Source organism: Mesobacillus sp. LC4, from assembly GCF_053543455.1.
The window spans coordinates 540032-555681 of record NZ_JBGCUB010000002.1; the positions used below are offsets into that span (position 1 = coordinate 540032).

General features: G+C 41.8%; 7 protein-coding genes and 2 riboswitches. Of the genes, 6 read left to right on the top strand and 1 reads right to left on the bottom strand.

Annotation, left to right across the window (positions count from 1 at the left end):
* Positions 1 to 24 precede the first annotated feature (24 nt).
* Positions 25 to 675, top strand: a complete 651-nt coding sequence (locus AB5I83_RS09095) for a 5-bromo-4-chloroindolyl phosphate hydrolysis family protein (protein WP_448974683.1) — start codon at positions 25 to 27, stop codon at positions 673 to 675.
* Positions 675 to 1844: a toxic anion resistance protein gene (locus AB5I83_RS09100; RefSeq protein WP_448974685.1), complete on the top strand. Its 1170-nt coding sequence runs from the start codon at positions 675 to 677 to the stop codon at positions 1842 to 1844. Before AB5I83_RS09095 ends, AB5I83_RS09100 begins: the two co-directional genes overlap by 1 nt.
* Positions 1845 to 2033: 189 nt before the next feature.
* A riboswitch (cyclic di-GMP riboswitch) is annotated at positions 2034 to 2117 on the bottom strand.
* A gap of 128 nt (positions 2118 to 2245) precedes the next feature.
* Here the strand turns inward: AB5I83_RS09100 and AB5I83_RS09105 are convergent.
* Positions 2246 to 2710 carry a hypothetical protein gene (locus AB5I83_RS09105; RefSeq protein ID WP_448974687.1) on the bottom strand — a complete coding sequence of 155 codons (465 nt, stop codon included), beginning with the start codon at positions 2708 to 2710 and terminating at the stop codon, positions 2246 to 2248.
* Positions 2711 to 3322: 612 nt separating this feature from the next.
* Here AB5I83_RS09105 and AB5I83_RS09110 point away from each other — a divergent pair.
* The 4 genes from AB5I83_RS09110 to AB5I83_RS09125 all read left to right on the top strand — a co-directional run bounded on the left by AB5I83_RS09110 (position 3323) and on the right by AB5I83_RS09125 (position 15620).
* A complete protein-coding gene (locus AB5I83_RS09110; RefSeq protein WP_448975266.1) occupies positions 3323 to 9217 on the top strand; it encodes a 5'-nucleotidase C-terminal domain-containing protein in 5895 nt (1964 codons plus the stop codon).
* A 304-nt stretch (positions 9218 to 9521) separates the two neighbouring features.
* Complete coding sequence (locus tag AB5I83_RS09115) at positions 9522 to 13853, top strand: S8 family serine peptidase (protein WP_448974689.1); 4332 nt, start codon at positions 9522 to 9524, stop codon at positions 13851 to 13853.
* Between the two features lie 262 nt (positions 13854 to 14115).
* Positions 14116 to 14207: riboswitch (cyclic di-GMP riboswitch) on the top strand.
* A gap of 43 nt (positions 14208 to 14250) precedes the next feature.
* Positions 14251 to 14409 (top strand): hypothetical protein, encoded by a 159-nt coding sequence (locus AB5I83_RS09120; RefSeq protein ID WP_448974691.1) that lies wholly within the window; start codon positions 14251 to 14253, stop codon positions 14407 to 14409.
* Positions 14410 to 14813: 404 nt separating this feature from the next.
* Positions 14814 to 15620 (top strand): NlpC/P60 family protein, encoded by an 807-nt coding sequence (locus AB5I83_RS09125; RefSeq protein WP_448974693.1) that lies wholly within the window; start codon positions 14814 to 14816, stop codon positions 15618 to 15620.
* The last annotated feature ends 30 nt before the right edge of the window (positions 15621 to 15650 follow it).

The following is a 15650-nucleotide window of genomic DNA, read 5'->3' on the forward strand; positions in this document are numbered from 1 at the left end:
CTTAAAGTCAGGAGTCGATATTAAATGAATCCATTTGTCTTGTTTATAATCCGAACTGCCGTATCGTTGCCGTCTTCGATTTTAATTTGGCTGGTCAGCTTTTTTGGTTTCGACCAGACTTTTTCAATGGCCTCACTTGTTGCAATTGTGGGAGGAGGCATTGTTTATTGGCTGACTGGAGCCGTATTGAAGAATAGATTCCTTAAAAAGCACGGCCTGTCCCGTAAGGAATATCAATATATTAAGAAAAACCTTGATGAAGCAAAGCTCAAAATCAACCGTTTGCAAAAAGCGCTTTTTTCCATTAAACATATCCGGTCCTTGAAAGACAGGATTGAACTTTTAAGAATGACAAAAAACATCTATAAATTGACGAATAAGGAACCGAGAAGGTTTTACCAGGCTGAAAAGTTCTACTTCTCACACCTTGATTCTGTTCTTGAACTGACTGAGAAGTACGCATTTCTTTCTTCTCAATCAAAGACAAATCGCGAACTAGAGTATTCTCTCAGGGATAGCCAGGAAACATTAGAGGATTTGACTAAGCTTGTGGAGAAGGATTTATATGTACTGCTGTCGAATGATATTGACCATCTAAACTTTGAAATCGACGTCGCGAAAAACTCGATCAAGAAGTACAAAGAGCTCCCAGATGAGAGCAGGAGGTTAAAATAATGGCTGAAAAAGACTTTCTAAAAGAATCCAATAATATCATGGATGATCTACTTGCCAATCCGTTCAGTGATACACCCGAAATGGCTATGCAGCCACAGGTGAAAGAAGGAGCAAAACCTGTTAAGTTGATTGATGTAATCCCTCCGGAAAACAGGGAGAGGGCCTATCAGCTTGCTGCCCAGATTGATCCGAAAAATCAGCAAGCGATGATTACGTATGGTTCTCAGGCACAGGGGAAGCTCCTGACGTTCTCGCATGCCATGCTGGAGCATGTCCAGAAAAAGGATGTTGGTGAGGTCGGTGACATCATCAATGATTTAATGAAACGCCTGAATGATATGAATCCAGAGGAACTGAGTCCGGAAAAACAATCTTTCTTTTCGCGCATCTTCGGAAAAATTTCTGGATCTGTTCAGGAAATCCTCTCAAAATATCAGAAGACAAGCGCGCAGATAGATCGAATCAGCGTAAAGCTTGATCGCAGCAAGAATGTACTTTTATCTGATATTGGCATGCTTGAAAAATTGTATGAGACGAACAAAGAGTATTTCAATGCGTTGAATATTTATATTGCAGCAGGTGAATTGAAGCTTGAGGAACTTCACCAAAAAACGATTCCAGAGCTAAAAAGGGCTGCAGAAGAGTCGCAGGATCAGATGAAATTCCAAGAAGTAAATGATATGCTCCAATTTGCAGACCGTCTTGATAAAAGGCTGTACGATCTGAAACTAAGCAGGGAAATCACAATCCAGAGCGCTCCGCAGATCCGATTGATTCAAAACACGAACCAGGCTCTCGTCGAGAAAATTCAATCCTCAATCGTTACTGCAATTCCTCTATGGAAAAATCAGGTGGCGATTGCTTTGACCTTGATCAGGCAGCGGCATGCTGTTGAAGCCCAAAAGCAAGTTTCGAAGACGACAAATGAATTATTGCTTAAAAATGCCGAGATGTTAAAAACGAATACGATTGAAACAGCAAAAGAAAATGAGCGGGGTCTGGTTGAAATCGAAACATTGAAGAAGACCCAGGAGAACCTGATCACAACACTTGAGGAAACTATGAGAATCCAGCAGGAAGGACGTTCGAAACGCAGGCAGGCGGAACAGGACCTGGCAGCCATGGAGAACGAATTAAGGCTCAAGCTCTTGGAGATAAAAGGGGATTAAAAGAAAGGTGCTGACCAATTGGTCAGCACCTTTTACATTTCGTTAACTAAAATGGTAACCAGTGTACTCAAGACAACAGAAGTAAACAACAAGGTAGTGTAGAGAATATATTTGTTTCTTTTTTTCTTTCTCAACTTTGCTTCAGGTGTAAGTGAATAATAGTTAGACATCAACAATTCTCCTTTAATTGATGGTAGCTGGCTGGCATTGTCATAGACAGAAGCCCCTATAGCTTTGCGTCATTACCTTTCAGTAACTTTGCCCGCTAACCAATATATCGACAGGAAAGAAAAAAGTTTAACCCATTCGACAAAATTCGGGTGGTGACAGGCACCGCTCGAATTTTATTTTACTGAGTTTGTCGTTTTCTGTCGATATGCCTGAGGGTATTAATAAGGAAATTAATTGTTATAATCCCAAATTATCGCCCATTCTTTCTGGTGTTTGACGACATAAACCTCTTGGACGAAGCTGAATTTTCCGTATTTACCATTGTATGATTGGGTCACCAGGTATTTATAAGCTGTCTTGAATGGTTTTTCTCCTTTGGCAGGTCGCCAATTTTGAATTTCTTCCCCTTCGCTAACCAAAAACTCGAAAGACTCCGCTCCAAAGTGGCCAATGAACACATGGGATCGGTCCTGTATGAATGAAGCCTTTGGGAATTTCTCTTTCATATAGGGATGAAACAAATCCCATGAATCCGAGTAGTTATTATTTTGTTCCAAGAAGTAAAATTTCTCGACCGTGTCAGCTGAGCTATTTCCTAGCGAAAAAAACACCAGTCTTACAATGACAATAATAAGTCCGGCGACAGTTAATAAGATTAATATCCTGGGAGAAAGGAAAGGTTTGTTCTTTCGCATAAATAATCTCCTTTTAAGCCGTCTTGGTTAAATAAGTATGAACTCAATTAAAGGAATATACGGAATAGTGAAGATTGCACTGATTCTGAGAATTCGTGCGCATTTGGCAGATATAAACATTATTCTCCTGCATAATGATATGTAAATTTTGGCAGGTAAAGGGTCAGTCGTCAAAACTAACTAGATTACTCCAGGTTTTGAATTATATTTATATAATTATCATGAAGGAATATAGTGATTTAACGCTTATTACCTTTAAAATAATGATATTTTCATAGAATAATGTAAGCAGTGAAACATATTTATAAGATTTTTGACAAAATTTTAAAAATAGGATAAAAGTCTGTAAAGTTTGTTAAAATGTGTAGAAATTTAATAGTTATCTATAATACAATGAAAAGGAAGTAGCTTTAGAAAAAAAGAAAAGGAGGATGTGAGCAGAATCTACTCTATGGCTGAGAGTTACAAATCTTACAGAACACCTTTAAAATTTTTTGTGATAGATGAAAACGTTTTCAAAAATGAAGGTGAATAAGGTTACTTTCAGCACATAGGAAGTCGGACGTCAAGCCACAACCAAATTGTTCCATAAGGAGGAAAATGAGATTGAACATGTTTAAGAAACAATGGTTCGCTCTATTGACAATCTTTACATTGTTAGTAGGGTACGCTGTTCCAATCGCTCAAGTTGTAAGTGCTGAGGAAAGCTACATAACTGTTGAAGAGGCTATAGCGAATAATTCTGGCACTGCTACTGTTAAAGGTTATATTGTTGGATATACAAAAGGGACAAACTCTTATCAGTTTACCGGCCCTTTTACTAGTGATACCAATATCGCTATAGCGGACAGTCCTACTGAGACTGATCCAGCTAAAATTATGCCAGTTCAGTTACCAACAAGTCCTGCTTCGGTAAGGCAGACATTTGGGTTAAGTTCTGCCCCAAATGCTCTTGGGAAAGAAATCTTGGCGACAGGTACTTTAACGGCGTACTTTAATGTGCCTGGCTTAAAAACTCTTACAGCAATCCAATTCTTCGGTGTAGAGCCACCACCACCACCGCCATTCGAGGGTATTGAAAACCTTACGATCGGTGACATCCAGGGAGAATCTCACAGTTCTCCGTATGCAGGCGAAAATGTTAAGGGTGTAGAAGGAATCGTCACTCATGTTGTTGATGGCTCAAACTTCTACATGCAATCAGCAACTTCTGATGAGAACCCTAACACTGCAGAAGGCATCCTTGTTTATAAAGGAATGCATGGAGCCAGAGTAGGCGATCTTGTAAAAGTCAATGGCCAAGTAAAAGAATGGATCCTTGATGGCTACTCTGATAAACTTCAGACTGATCTTGCCATGACAGAAATTAATGCTTCAACCGGTTCAGTTGAAGTGGTTTCAAATGGCAACGAACTTCCTGCAGCTGTTGTGATCGGCAAGGATGTCCAACCTCCAACTCAAATCATTGATAATGATGCTTTTGGTGAATTCGATCCACAGCAAGATGGAATCGATTTTTACGAAAGTCTTGAAGGTATGCGTATTGCACTTGAGAACCCAACTGCTGTTGGACCTCAAAAATATGGTGAAATTCCGGTAATCATTGAAAAGGTTGAAGGAAAGACTTACACGGATGCTGGCGGTACAATCCTTTCAGAAGATAACAGCAATCCGGAAAGATTCCACCTGTTGACTAATGACCGTGATTATGTTGTTAAAACTGGTGACTCCTTCAACGGAACAGTTACTGGCGTAGTGAGCTATGGTTTTGGCAACTATAAAGTATTAGTTTCAGATTTGCCGGAAAAAGTTGAAGGATCAAACGAACGAGAAGTTGCTTCCATTGTTCAAGCTGACGATGAGTTAACTGTCGCTTCATACAATATCGAAAACTTCACGGGAAATGACCAGGAAAAAGTAGATAAAATTGCTGAATCAATTGTAAATAATTTAAAAACTCCTGATATTATCGGACTTGTAGAAGTTCAGGATAATAATGGTCCAACAGATGATGGTACAGTTGAAGCAGACAAAAACTATGAAGCTTTAATTGCGGCTATCGCAGCACATAACGGTCCTACATACGAATGGACTGACATTGCTCCAGAAAATAAGGTTGACGGTGGGCAGCCAGGCGGAAACATCCGTGTTGGTTTCATCTATAACCCAGAACGCGTCACTTTAAATGAAGGTACAAAAGGTAGTGCAACACAAGCAGTAGGTTACGAGAATGGTTCGTTGACTCTTAACCCAGGAAGAATCGATCCTACAAACGCTGCATTTGAAAGCAGCCGTAAGCCATTGGCTGCGGAATTCACTTTTAACGGTGAAGAAGTGATTGTAATTGCAAACCACTTCAACTCAAAAGGCGGAGACCAGGGACTTTTCGGAAAGCACCAGCCTCCTGTACTTGGAAGTGAAACACAACGTATCGAAATCGCGAACGTTGTTAGAGGTTTCATTGAAGATGTTTTAAGCAAAAACGCAGACGCTAACGTAGTTGTGCTTGGTGACTTAAACGACTTTGAATTCTCTAACCCAATTCAAACGCTAAAAGGCAATATCTTAACAAACCTTGTTGAAATGGTGCCAAAAGCAGAACGTTATACGTATAACTATCAAGGTAACGCCCAGGTTCTTGACCACATCCTCGCAACCAATAAGATGGCTGCTGGTGCAGAAGCGGATATCGTACACCTTAACTCTCAATTCATGGAGGCACACGGACGTGTGAGTGACCATGATGCAGTATTAGCACAGTTCAGCTTTGCTCCAGCTGTAGAAGAGCCATTCAAGCTGTCTGTCATGCACACAAATGACAGCCACGCGAATGTTGAGAAATACCCAAGGCTTACAACAGCTGTAAACACAGTAAGAGAAACTAAGCCAAACGCCCTTCTTTTGGACGCTGGTGACGTATTCTCTGGAACGCTTTACTTCAATCAATACCTTGGATTGGCTGACATGGAATTCATGAATGCTCTTGGCTATGATGCTATGACTCTTGGAAACCATGAATTTGACAAAGATTCAACTGTACTTTCAAACTTCATCAAAGCGATGGAGTTCCCGATTGTAAGTGCGAACGTAAATGTAACGAATGATGAAATCCTTTCTCCGTTCTTCGCGGATGAGATCAGTGCATCTCCAGTAGGAGGAAAAATCTACCCTGCGATCATCAAAGAAGTAGAAGGTGAAAAGGTTGGTATTTTCGGTCTGACAACAGAAGACACAGTTTTCCTTTCTTCTCCATCTGAAGATATCGTGTTTGAAAAAGCGGTAGATAAAGCAAATGCAACAGTAGCTGCCCTTGAAGCTCAAGGGGTGAATAAGATTGTCCTGATCTCTCACTCTGGCTTCAATGTAGAAAAAGCTTTGGCTGAGGCAGTAGACGGCATCGACCTTCTAGTCGGCGGCCACTCCCATACAAAGCTAGAAAAGCCTGTCCTCGTTGAAAAGGACGAGCCTACGGTAATCGTACAAGCGAATGAATACCTGAACTACCTTGGAGTCGTTGATGTAACCTTCAACGAAGACGGTGTAGTAACAGATTTCGCTGGTGAGCTATTGGATACAAAGACTTTCGAAGAAGATGCAACAGCTGCAGCTCGTGTGAAAGAATTGGCTGCTCCAATCGAGGAACTGAAAAAGACGGTCATCGGCCAGTCTGAAGTAGTCCTTGATGGTGCGCGTGCAAATGTGCGTACAAAAGAAACGAACCTTGGTAACTTGATTGCAGATGGAATGCTTGCGAAAGCGAACGAATTTGAACCGACTGATATCGCAATTCAAAATGGCGGCGGTATCCGCGCTTCAATCGACCAGGGTGATGTTACACTTGGAGAAGTCCACACAGTATTGCCATTCCAGAACCTGCTTGTAACTATGCAGTTAACTGGTGAGGAAATCTGGCAGACACTTGAGCATGGTGTAAGTGGAGTTGAAACAGGTGAAGGAAGATTCCTTCAGGTAGCAGGCCTTCAGTTTAAATACGATGCATACAAGCAAGTTGGAAAACGTGTTTGGGAAGTGAACGTAAAGACTGAAGATGGATTTGCTCCGATTGAATTGGACAAAACCTATAACGTAGCAACGAATGCATTCACAGCTAACGGCGGAGATGGCTTCACAATGCTTAAAAAGGCAAAGGATGAAGGTCGTATCCACGACTTGTTTGTAGTAGATTACGAAATCCTTTCCGAATACATTGAGAAGAATAGCCCGGTTGCTCCTGCAGTTGAAGGCAGAATCGTCGCAGAATTGAATCCGGTATTCAATTTGTCTGTCATGCATACAAATGACAGCCATGCGAATGTAGAGAAGTACCCAAGACTTACAACAGCTGTTAAGACAGTAAGAGAGACTAAGCCAAATGCTCTTCTTTTAGATGCTGGTGACGTATTCTCTGGTACACTTTACTTCAATAAGTATCTTGGCCTTGCAGACATGGAATTCATGAACGCTCTTGGCTATGATGCTATGACTCTTGGAAACCATGAGTTTGATAAGGATTCGCAAGTTCTGGCAAACTTCATAAACGCAATGGAGTTCCCAATTGTCAGTGCAAACGTAAATGTAACAAAGGATGAAATCCTTTCTCCATTCTTCGCGGATGAGATCAGTGCATCTCCAGAAGGCGGAAAGATCTATCCTGCGATCATCAAAGAGGTGGAAGGCGAAAAGGTTGGTATTTTCGGTTTGACGACTGAAGACACAGTATTCCTTTCTTCTCCATCTGAAGATATCGTTTTTGAAAAAGCAGTAGACAAAGCGAATGAAACTATAGCTGCCCTTGAAGCTCAAGGCGTGAACAAGATCGTCCTGATCTCTCACTCTGGCTTCAATGTTGAAAAAGCTTTAGCTGAAGCAGTAGACGGCATCGACCTTCTAGTCGGCGGTCACTCTCATACGAAGCTTGAAAAGCCTGTCCTAGTTGATAAGGACGAGCCTACAGTTATCGTACAAGCTAACGAATACCTGAACTACCTTGGAGTTGTTGATGTAACGTTCAACGCAGAAGGTGTAGTAACAGGATTCGAAGGCGAACTATTGGATACAAAGACTTTCGAAGAAGATGCAACAGCTGCAGCTCGTGTGAAAGAATTGGCTGCTCCAATCGAGGAGCTGAAAAAGACGGTTATCGGTTCATCTGAGGTTGTTCTTGATGGAGAGCGTGCTAACGTCCGTACAAAAGAAACAAACCTTGGGAACCTGATTGCAGATGGAATGCTTGCAAAAGCAAATGAATTGGAGAAAGAGCCAGTCCACATTGCCATCCAGAACGGAGGCGGCATCCGAGCTTCAATCGACCAAGGTGATGTAACGCTTGGAGAAGTCCACACTGTGTTGCCGTTCCAGAATCTGCTTGTCACTATGCAGTTGACAGGTGAAGAAATCTTACTGGCACTTGAACATAGTGTAGGTGATGTAGAAAATGCTGCTGGAAGATTCCTTCAGGTAGCAGGACTTCAGTTTAAATACGATCCTTCCAAGCCTGCTGGCGAGAGAGTCTGGGAAGTGAATGTCAAGACTGAAGATGGCTACCAGCCATTGGATATAGAAGCAACTTACAGTGTAGCTACAAACGCTTTTACAGCTAACGGCGGAGACGGCTTCACAATGCTTAAGAATGCAAAGGATGAAGGTCGCATCCACGACCTGTTCGTAGTAGACTACGAGATTCTTTCTGAGTACATTACAGAACACAGCCCGGTAGCTCCTACAGTTGAGGGCAGAATCATCGCTGAAGAAATGCCAGTTGACGAAGTAATGGACGGCTGGTATGAAGATGAAGAAGGAAACTACTACTTCTACATCGACGGAGAAATGGTAACTGGCTGGGAAGAAATCGATGGTGACTGGTACTTCTTCAACGAAGACGGCATCATGCAGACTGGCTGGGAAAAAGTGAACGGCAAATGGTACTACCTGAATGAAGATGGTGCTATGGAATCCGGCTGGCTGCAGCTAGGAAATCGCTGGTATTTCCTTGATGAGGAAAACGGCGATGCTAAACTTGGCTGGTTCAAGGTCGGAAACAAGTGGTACTACTTTGACGAAGTGAAAGAAAGCGGCCAAATGAAAACTGGCTGGCTGAAGTGGAACAACAAATGGTACTTCCTATCTGCTGATGGAGATATGCAGACTGGCTGGGAAAAAGTCAATGGCAAGTGGTACTTCCTTGCTGCAAATGGCGATATGCAAACTGGCTGGAAGAAAATCAGCGGCAAGTGGTACTTCCTGAACCATAAAGATGGCTATATGCAAACTGGCTGGTTCAAATGGAACAACAAGTGGTTCTACCTTGATACAGTTAATGGTGACATGGAAACTGGCTGGGAGAAAGTAAACGGCAAGTGGTACTTCCTAGCTGACAGTGGCGTCATGATGACTGGCTGGGTAAAATCAGGCACAAAATGGTACTATCTGTACAAAGATGGAAGCATGGCTGTCAATACAGTGATCGACGGATACAAGATCGGTAAAGACGGAGCATGGATTAAGTAAGGAAGAAAGGGCTGTCCCGAAATGGGCAGTCCTTTTTTGTGTTGAATGATTAGAATTTCAAGGAACAAGCCTGCTTGAAAACTGGTTAACCTGTAATTGTTTCATTTCCAAAGCCCACATGAGAATCTGGGATGGAAACTCTTTGTCGAAAAATATATTACTATATTCCTAAAATTTAAATTGCTAGTTTAAGTTAAATCTATTAAAATCTTCCTGTACCAATTACATTTTTTTACATAGGGGGAGTGGGCCAAAAGAATCTCGCCATTTTGCAGTGCCTATTTTTTATAATTCTAGGGGGATAATGAATACGATGAAGCAAAAGAAAAATTTAGGTAAGAAAATTGCTGTCTGTGCAATGACAACGGCGATGCTTCTTTCGAATCTTGGCCTGGCTTCCCAGTCCTATGCTGCACCAAAAACTAACAGTCTTGAAGCGAAAATCAGCCAATATAAACAACATCTTCAAATGGATAATCACAAGAAATTATCGGATCACAAGAAGTTAAAAGACGCAAAAGCTCAGTTGAAAGCATCAGATAAAGTTCGCGTAATCATCGAGATAGAAGGAGAGACTCCAGTTGAACATGCAACCTCAAAGGGACTGCTCTATAAAGAATTATCAGAAGATACTAAAACTTCAATTGCTAATAAGTTAGAGAAGAAGCACAAAAACGTACAAGAAAAGATCAAGGACAAAGGCGTGAAGGTCCAATACAAAAATAAGTTTTCTACAGCGTTCAATGGCTTCAGTGGTGAGGTGGTATACGGTGATCTTGCAAAAATAGAAGGCATCGAAGGTGTTAAGAATGTCTATCTGGCAAATGAATATAAGCGCCCAGAAGTGAAGCCGGATATGAAAACAAGCCACCAGTTCATCCAGTCAAGCGAGACTTGGGCGGATGCAGGCCTGAAGGGTGAAGGAATGATCGTTTCTGTCATCGATTCTGGAGTGGATCCATCCCACCAGGATTTCGTTCTGACGGATGCTTCAACAGCAGAACTTGACCAGGCTGAAGTGAATAAGCTCGTAGCAGATAAAAATTTAAAAGGAAAATATTTTACTGAAAAAGTACCTTATGGTTACAACTACTTTGACCAGGATGATGTCATTATCGATTCAGTACCAGGTGCATCAATGCACGGGATGCATGTTGCCGGAACGGTAGCGGCGAATGGAAATGAAGAAGAAGGCGGCATCAAAGGGGTCGCTCCTGAAGCACAAGTACTTGCGATGAAGGTTTTTAGCAATGACCCGTTATTCCCTTCGACATGGTCTGATGTGTACCTGGCTGCCATCGACGAATCGATTGAATTGGGTGCGGATGTCCTGAACATGAGCCTCGGTGATGTTGCGGCATTCTATCAGGAGCAAAGTGCAGAGGACCTTGCTATTTCGAGAGCGGTAGACAATGGAATCGTTGCATCTGTATCAGCCGGAAACTCCGGCCATATTGGCTATGGGTGGGGAAATCCTTTCCATAAAAACCCTGATATTGGGGTAGTTGGCGCTCCTGGGCTTAATCCTGATTCGATTCAGGTAGCTGCTTCAGGGAATGCAGCTTTCCTTTTTGAACATGGAATCACTCTTGAAGGTGCCGAAGATTTTACCGGCGTTGGTTATGGTCTTGATGACTGGAGTCAGCTTCTTGAAGTGTTTGACTCACTTGAATTAGTCAGCCTTGAAGGCGGCTATGGCTACCCTGAAGAGTATGAAGGGAAAGATGTGGAAGGAAAGGTTGTCGTTGTACAACGGGGTGACCTCTCATTCTATGAGAAGACGCAGATAGCTGCTGATTACGGTGCAGTAGGCATCATAGTGTATGACCATGGAATGGATACTTTTTATGGGAATCAGGGAGGATGGTCCATTCCGTTCATGCAAATCCATCATGAAGAAGGATTGGCGCTTGAGGAATTGATTGCTGCTGGCCACACAACGCTTCGTGTTGCGCAGCAAGGAACATCGCCGGACCCGGAAATGGGCAAGATGACCGATTTTACATCATGGGGAACAACACCAAGCCTTGAACTGAAGCCGGAGATTACAGCTCCAGGCGGAAAAATCATCTCTACCCTTAATGATAATCAATATGGGGAAATGAGCGGAACATCGATGGCAGCTCCACATGTTGCCGGAGGATCCGCGCTTGTTCAGCAATACCTTCAGAATGATGAGCGTTTTGAAGATTTGACTGCCGGTGAGAGAACCCGACTGGCTAAAGTCCTGTTAATGAACACTGCTGAAATGATCACGGACTTGGAAGGTCAGCCATTCTCGCCGCGACGCCAGGGAGCAGGCATGATGCAGACATATGCTGCAGTTGACACACCAGTATATGTTGTTAACAGTGAGACGAATGAATCAAAGGTAGAATTGAAGGATTTCAGTGATACTCAATTTGAAATGACCTTCACTGCGGTCAATATATCTGATGAAGATGCGACTTACCAGGTGAACACGAGCGTCCTGACTGACACGATCCAGGAGAGTGAGGGCTATGAAAATTACAATGCACTTACAGCTGGAAATATGGAAGGTGTCGAAATTGATGCACCGGAAACGGTTACCGTACCGGCGGGTGAATCGGTTGATTTTACAGTGAGTGTTGATTTTTCTAACGCTGAACTTCCTTATAAAACCCTTGATGGCGAATTAACCACAACTGAGTTGATGGAAGATATATTCGTAGAAGGCTTTGTAACTTTAGAAGATGTTGAAGAAGTTGATGTGCTGCCAACTTTGAATGTCCCGTATGTAGGCTTCTACGGAGAGTGGGACCGTCCGGAAATCCTTGATGGTTTTAGTGATTTTGGTGAATCGAAATACTATGACCTGACAGGCATGTTCGATTATGAAGATGAAGAAGGAAATTTGTACGAAGAGTCTGTTCATGACGTCCTGATTGATGATTGGTTTGCAGCTCCTGCTGAACAGGGATATTACGCGATTTCTCCAAATGGAGACTATATGCACGAGAATATCAATCCGTTCCCGGCATTCCTGCGCAATGCGGCAGAAGTTCAATTCAATATTTTAGATGAGAACGAGAAATTCCTGCGTCGTGTGAAATATGAGAAAGATGTCATAAAATCATACTTCGATGGCGGTTGGGGAATGCCGTTCTCATATAATGAAAATCGCAGCTGGAATGGTAAAGTGAATTCTAAAACGGTGAAAGACGGGCTTTACTATTATGAAATTAAATCAGTGATCGATTACGAAGGTGCAGACTATCAATCTAAATTAATACCAGTCTATGTAGATACAGTCGCCCCTGAAGTTGCTGCATCATTTGACTTGGAATCCCAAACAGTCAGCTGGGAAACAGTTGAAGAGGGATCTGGGGTCTTGTCAAATGTGATTTTTGTAAACGGCGAATTTTACGATGAGGTATATGGTGAGGAATCATCCTACCAGTTTGAAGAGCTTCCAGAAAGCGCGATTGTTGAAGTAATGGCTGTAGACAATGCTTATAACTTTGGTGCTGATACCGCTGAAATTGGCGAAGTCGTGTCTGCTGATCCATTTGTCATCGCATTCAGCCCTGAACCTTATGGTGCTTACAATACGAAGACAATCCCGGTTGAAGGACAAGTGATCGACGACAACGGTCTTTCATCCGTAACGGTCAATGGAAAGGAAACAAGCTTCACGCATGATGCTGATGCAGGTTTATATCGATTCAATACGAATGTTTCATTTGCTAAAGACGGATTTTACGATGTAATCATCAAAGCTGTTGATAAAAAGGGCCAAACGCATTCATTGTCCCGCAAAGTGTTCATCGATACGACAGCTGCACAGCTAACCGTATCGGCACCAGCAAGGGTCGACCTTGATGTAGAAGAAACTGTCATTAAAGTTACGATGAAGGATAACTTCAATTACTTGTCGCTGTTTGTCAATGACAGTCATGAATATGAAAAAGCGATCGTGAGTCCTGTAGATGTGCAGAAGGCAGCGAACGATACTTTTGACATTACGGTTCCGCTGGAGTTAGGCGATAACAAAGTTTCCTTAAGACTCATAGACCTTAGTGGTAATGAAACGGTGAAGAACCTGATCATCAAGCGAGCAGAGGAAATTAAGAATGGCTGGGTGAAAGAAAACGGGAAGTGGTATCATTATAAAAACAATAAGCCAACATCAGGCTGGCTTCTTGATAAAAATAAGTGGTACTACCTTCAAAAGAACCACGAAATGGCAACTGGCTGGCTGAAGATTGATAAGAAGTGGTATCTGTTTGACAAAGTTTCCGGTACCATGAAAACTGGCTGGGTAAAAGACGATAATAAGTGGTACTACCTCACTGCCAAGGGATATATGAAAACTGGATGGCTGAATGATGGAGGCAAATGGTATTACCTCGATTCAATCAGCGGAGTCATGAAAACGGGCTGGATTAAGGTAGAAAATAAATGGTACTACCTTGCAGCTAATGGCCAGGTGAAAACAGGCTGGCTAAAGGATGGAAGCAAGTGGTACTTCCTTGATCAGAATTCCGGTGTCATGAAAACTGGATGGATTCAATCAGGTGGAGAATGGTATTACTTGTACAAAAATGGTTCTATGGCCGTTAACACAGTTATTGATGGCTATAAACTAGGCAAAGACGGAGTATGGAAAAAATAATATGTTTTTGGGAAGGGATAATCCAGATTGGGTTGTCCCTTTTATTTATGGTCACATTAGTCCCTTGGAATCATTTTAGTGGAATTGGGTTTATTACACTCATAGCTAGGGGAAATAAACCGAAAGATATAAAGGAAGGGTTTGTTACCAAACATTTATGTCAATGTCAACAAGATATTTTTTCCAAAAAGGTGATTTATAGGTCTAAAGACCCTTACAAAACTCGGGACAATTCGATATTTTGGAAGCATGACACATAGATCGTACGAAACGGCAAAGCCTTTGAAAAAGGGTGACGCAAAACTAGAGGGACTAAAGTTAATGAAGCATTAACTATGTCAGCCAGCTTCCGAATACGAATCTTCCTGCGGTTTATGTGCTAAAAGGAGGAATGAATGTGTTGTTGAAAATTAAGTATCACCTGCATTTATTTTTGAAAAAGCACAATGAAGCTTTAATGCAAGATGCATTATGCGAGAAACTTAGAGCCAAATTATCCGAAAGAGCGAGATATCATAGTAACAGAGCAATGATCCTGACTGCGAAAACTGAATAGCATTTAAAAAAACTGCCATCTGGCAGTTTTTTTGGTTTCAAAAGCTGCCTCTTCTCATGAAAAAAGATTGTTTCAGGGAATTAGCTATCCCAGAGGATTCGACAGTTACACTACAAGATACCTTCCCAATGACAACTATATCAGCCTCCTTATCCCTATAAAACCTCCATATAGTTTACAGAAAAATAATCCATATTTATCCTCTTTAAAAGAATATTTTGCAGAAACTGGGGATTTTTAGTAAGTAAAGTCGGATTTTGAAATATTCTTGTAACATACTTAAAAAGGAACTGTAACCTAAAACTAGTAACTTTTATGCCATACTATGTTTAGAAAATGAATTTTTGGATAAATTAGTAGGTTTACCTTTTTTATAGAAATTTTACATTTATTTGGGGGTCAGCATGAAAAAGTTATTAATGGCAGGTATGCTTTCTTGTTCTTTGTTGGTTAGCGGGTTAGTCGGTGGCGATAAGGCAGAAGCTTCAACTAGTGGATTGATTACGGACACTGCCCTTGATTATGTTGGTGTACCTTATGTATGGGGAGGTACAACTCCGAGTGGATTCGATTGTTCAGGTTTTATAACATATACTTTCAATAAGGCTGGAATTACTCTGCCACGGTCATCATCAGATATGTACCAGGTTGGCAGCTCTGTATCCAAAAGCGAGTTACAGCCAGGAGATTTAGTTTTCTTTACAACTTATAAAGCAGGTCCTTCACATGTAGGGATTTATTTAGAAGGAGATCAGTTCGTTCACGCGGGAGGATCAGCGGTACAAGTTTCAAGTCTATCAAATTCTTATTGGAAAGAACGTTACATTGGCTCTAAAAGAGTAGTAGCTTCTACATCAGGCTGGAGCAAAGAAGATGGCAAATGGTTTTACTACCTTTCTGATGGCAGCAAGAAGACAGGCTGGCTGAAGTGGAATAGCGAATGGTATTTCCACGATATTAATGGTGTCATGAAGACAGGCTGGGTAAAATGGAGTGGAGAATGGTATTACCTGAATGGCAGTGGTTCCATGAAGACAGGCTGGCTGAAATGGAATAATAACTGGTACTACCTGAATTCTGGCGGAGACATGAAGACAGGTTGGGTCCTTTCCGGCGGTAAGTGGTACTATCTGTATCCGAGCGGAGAAATGGCATATGATACTACAATTGACGGATATCAACTTAATAGTGACGGCGCATGGATCAAATAATTTAGACAGGCTTATAAAGCCTGTTTTTTT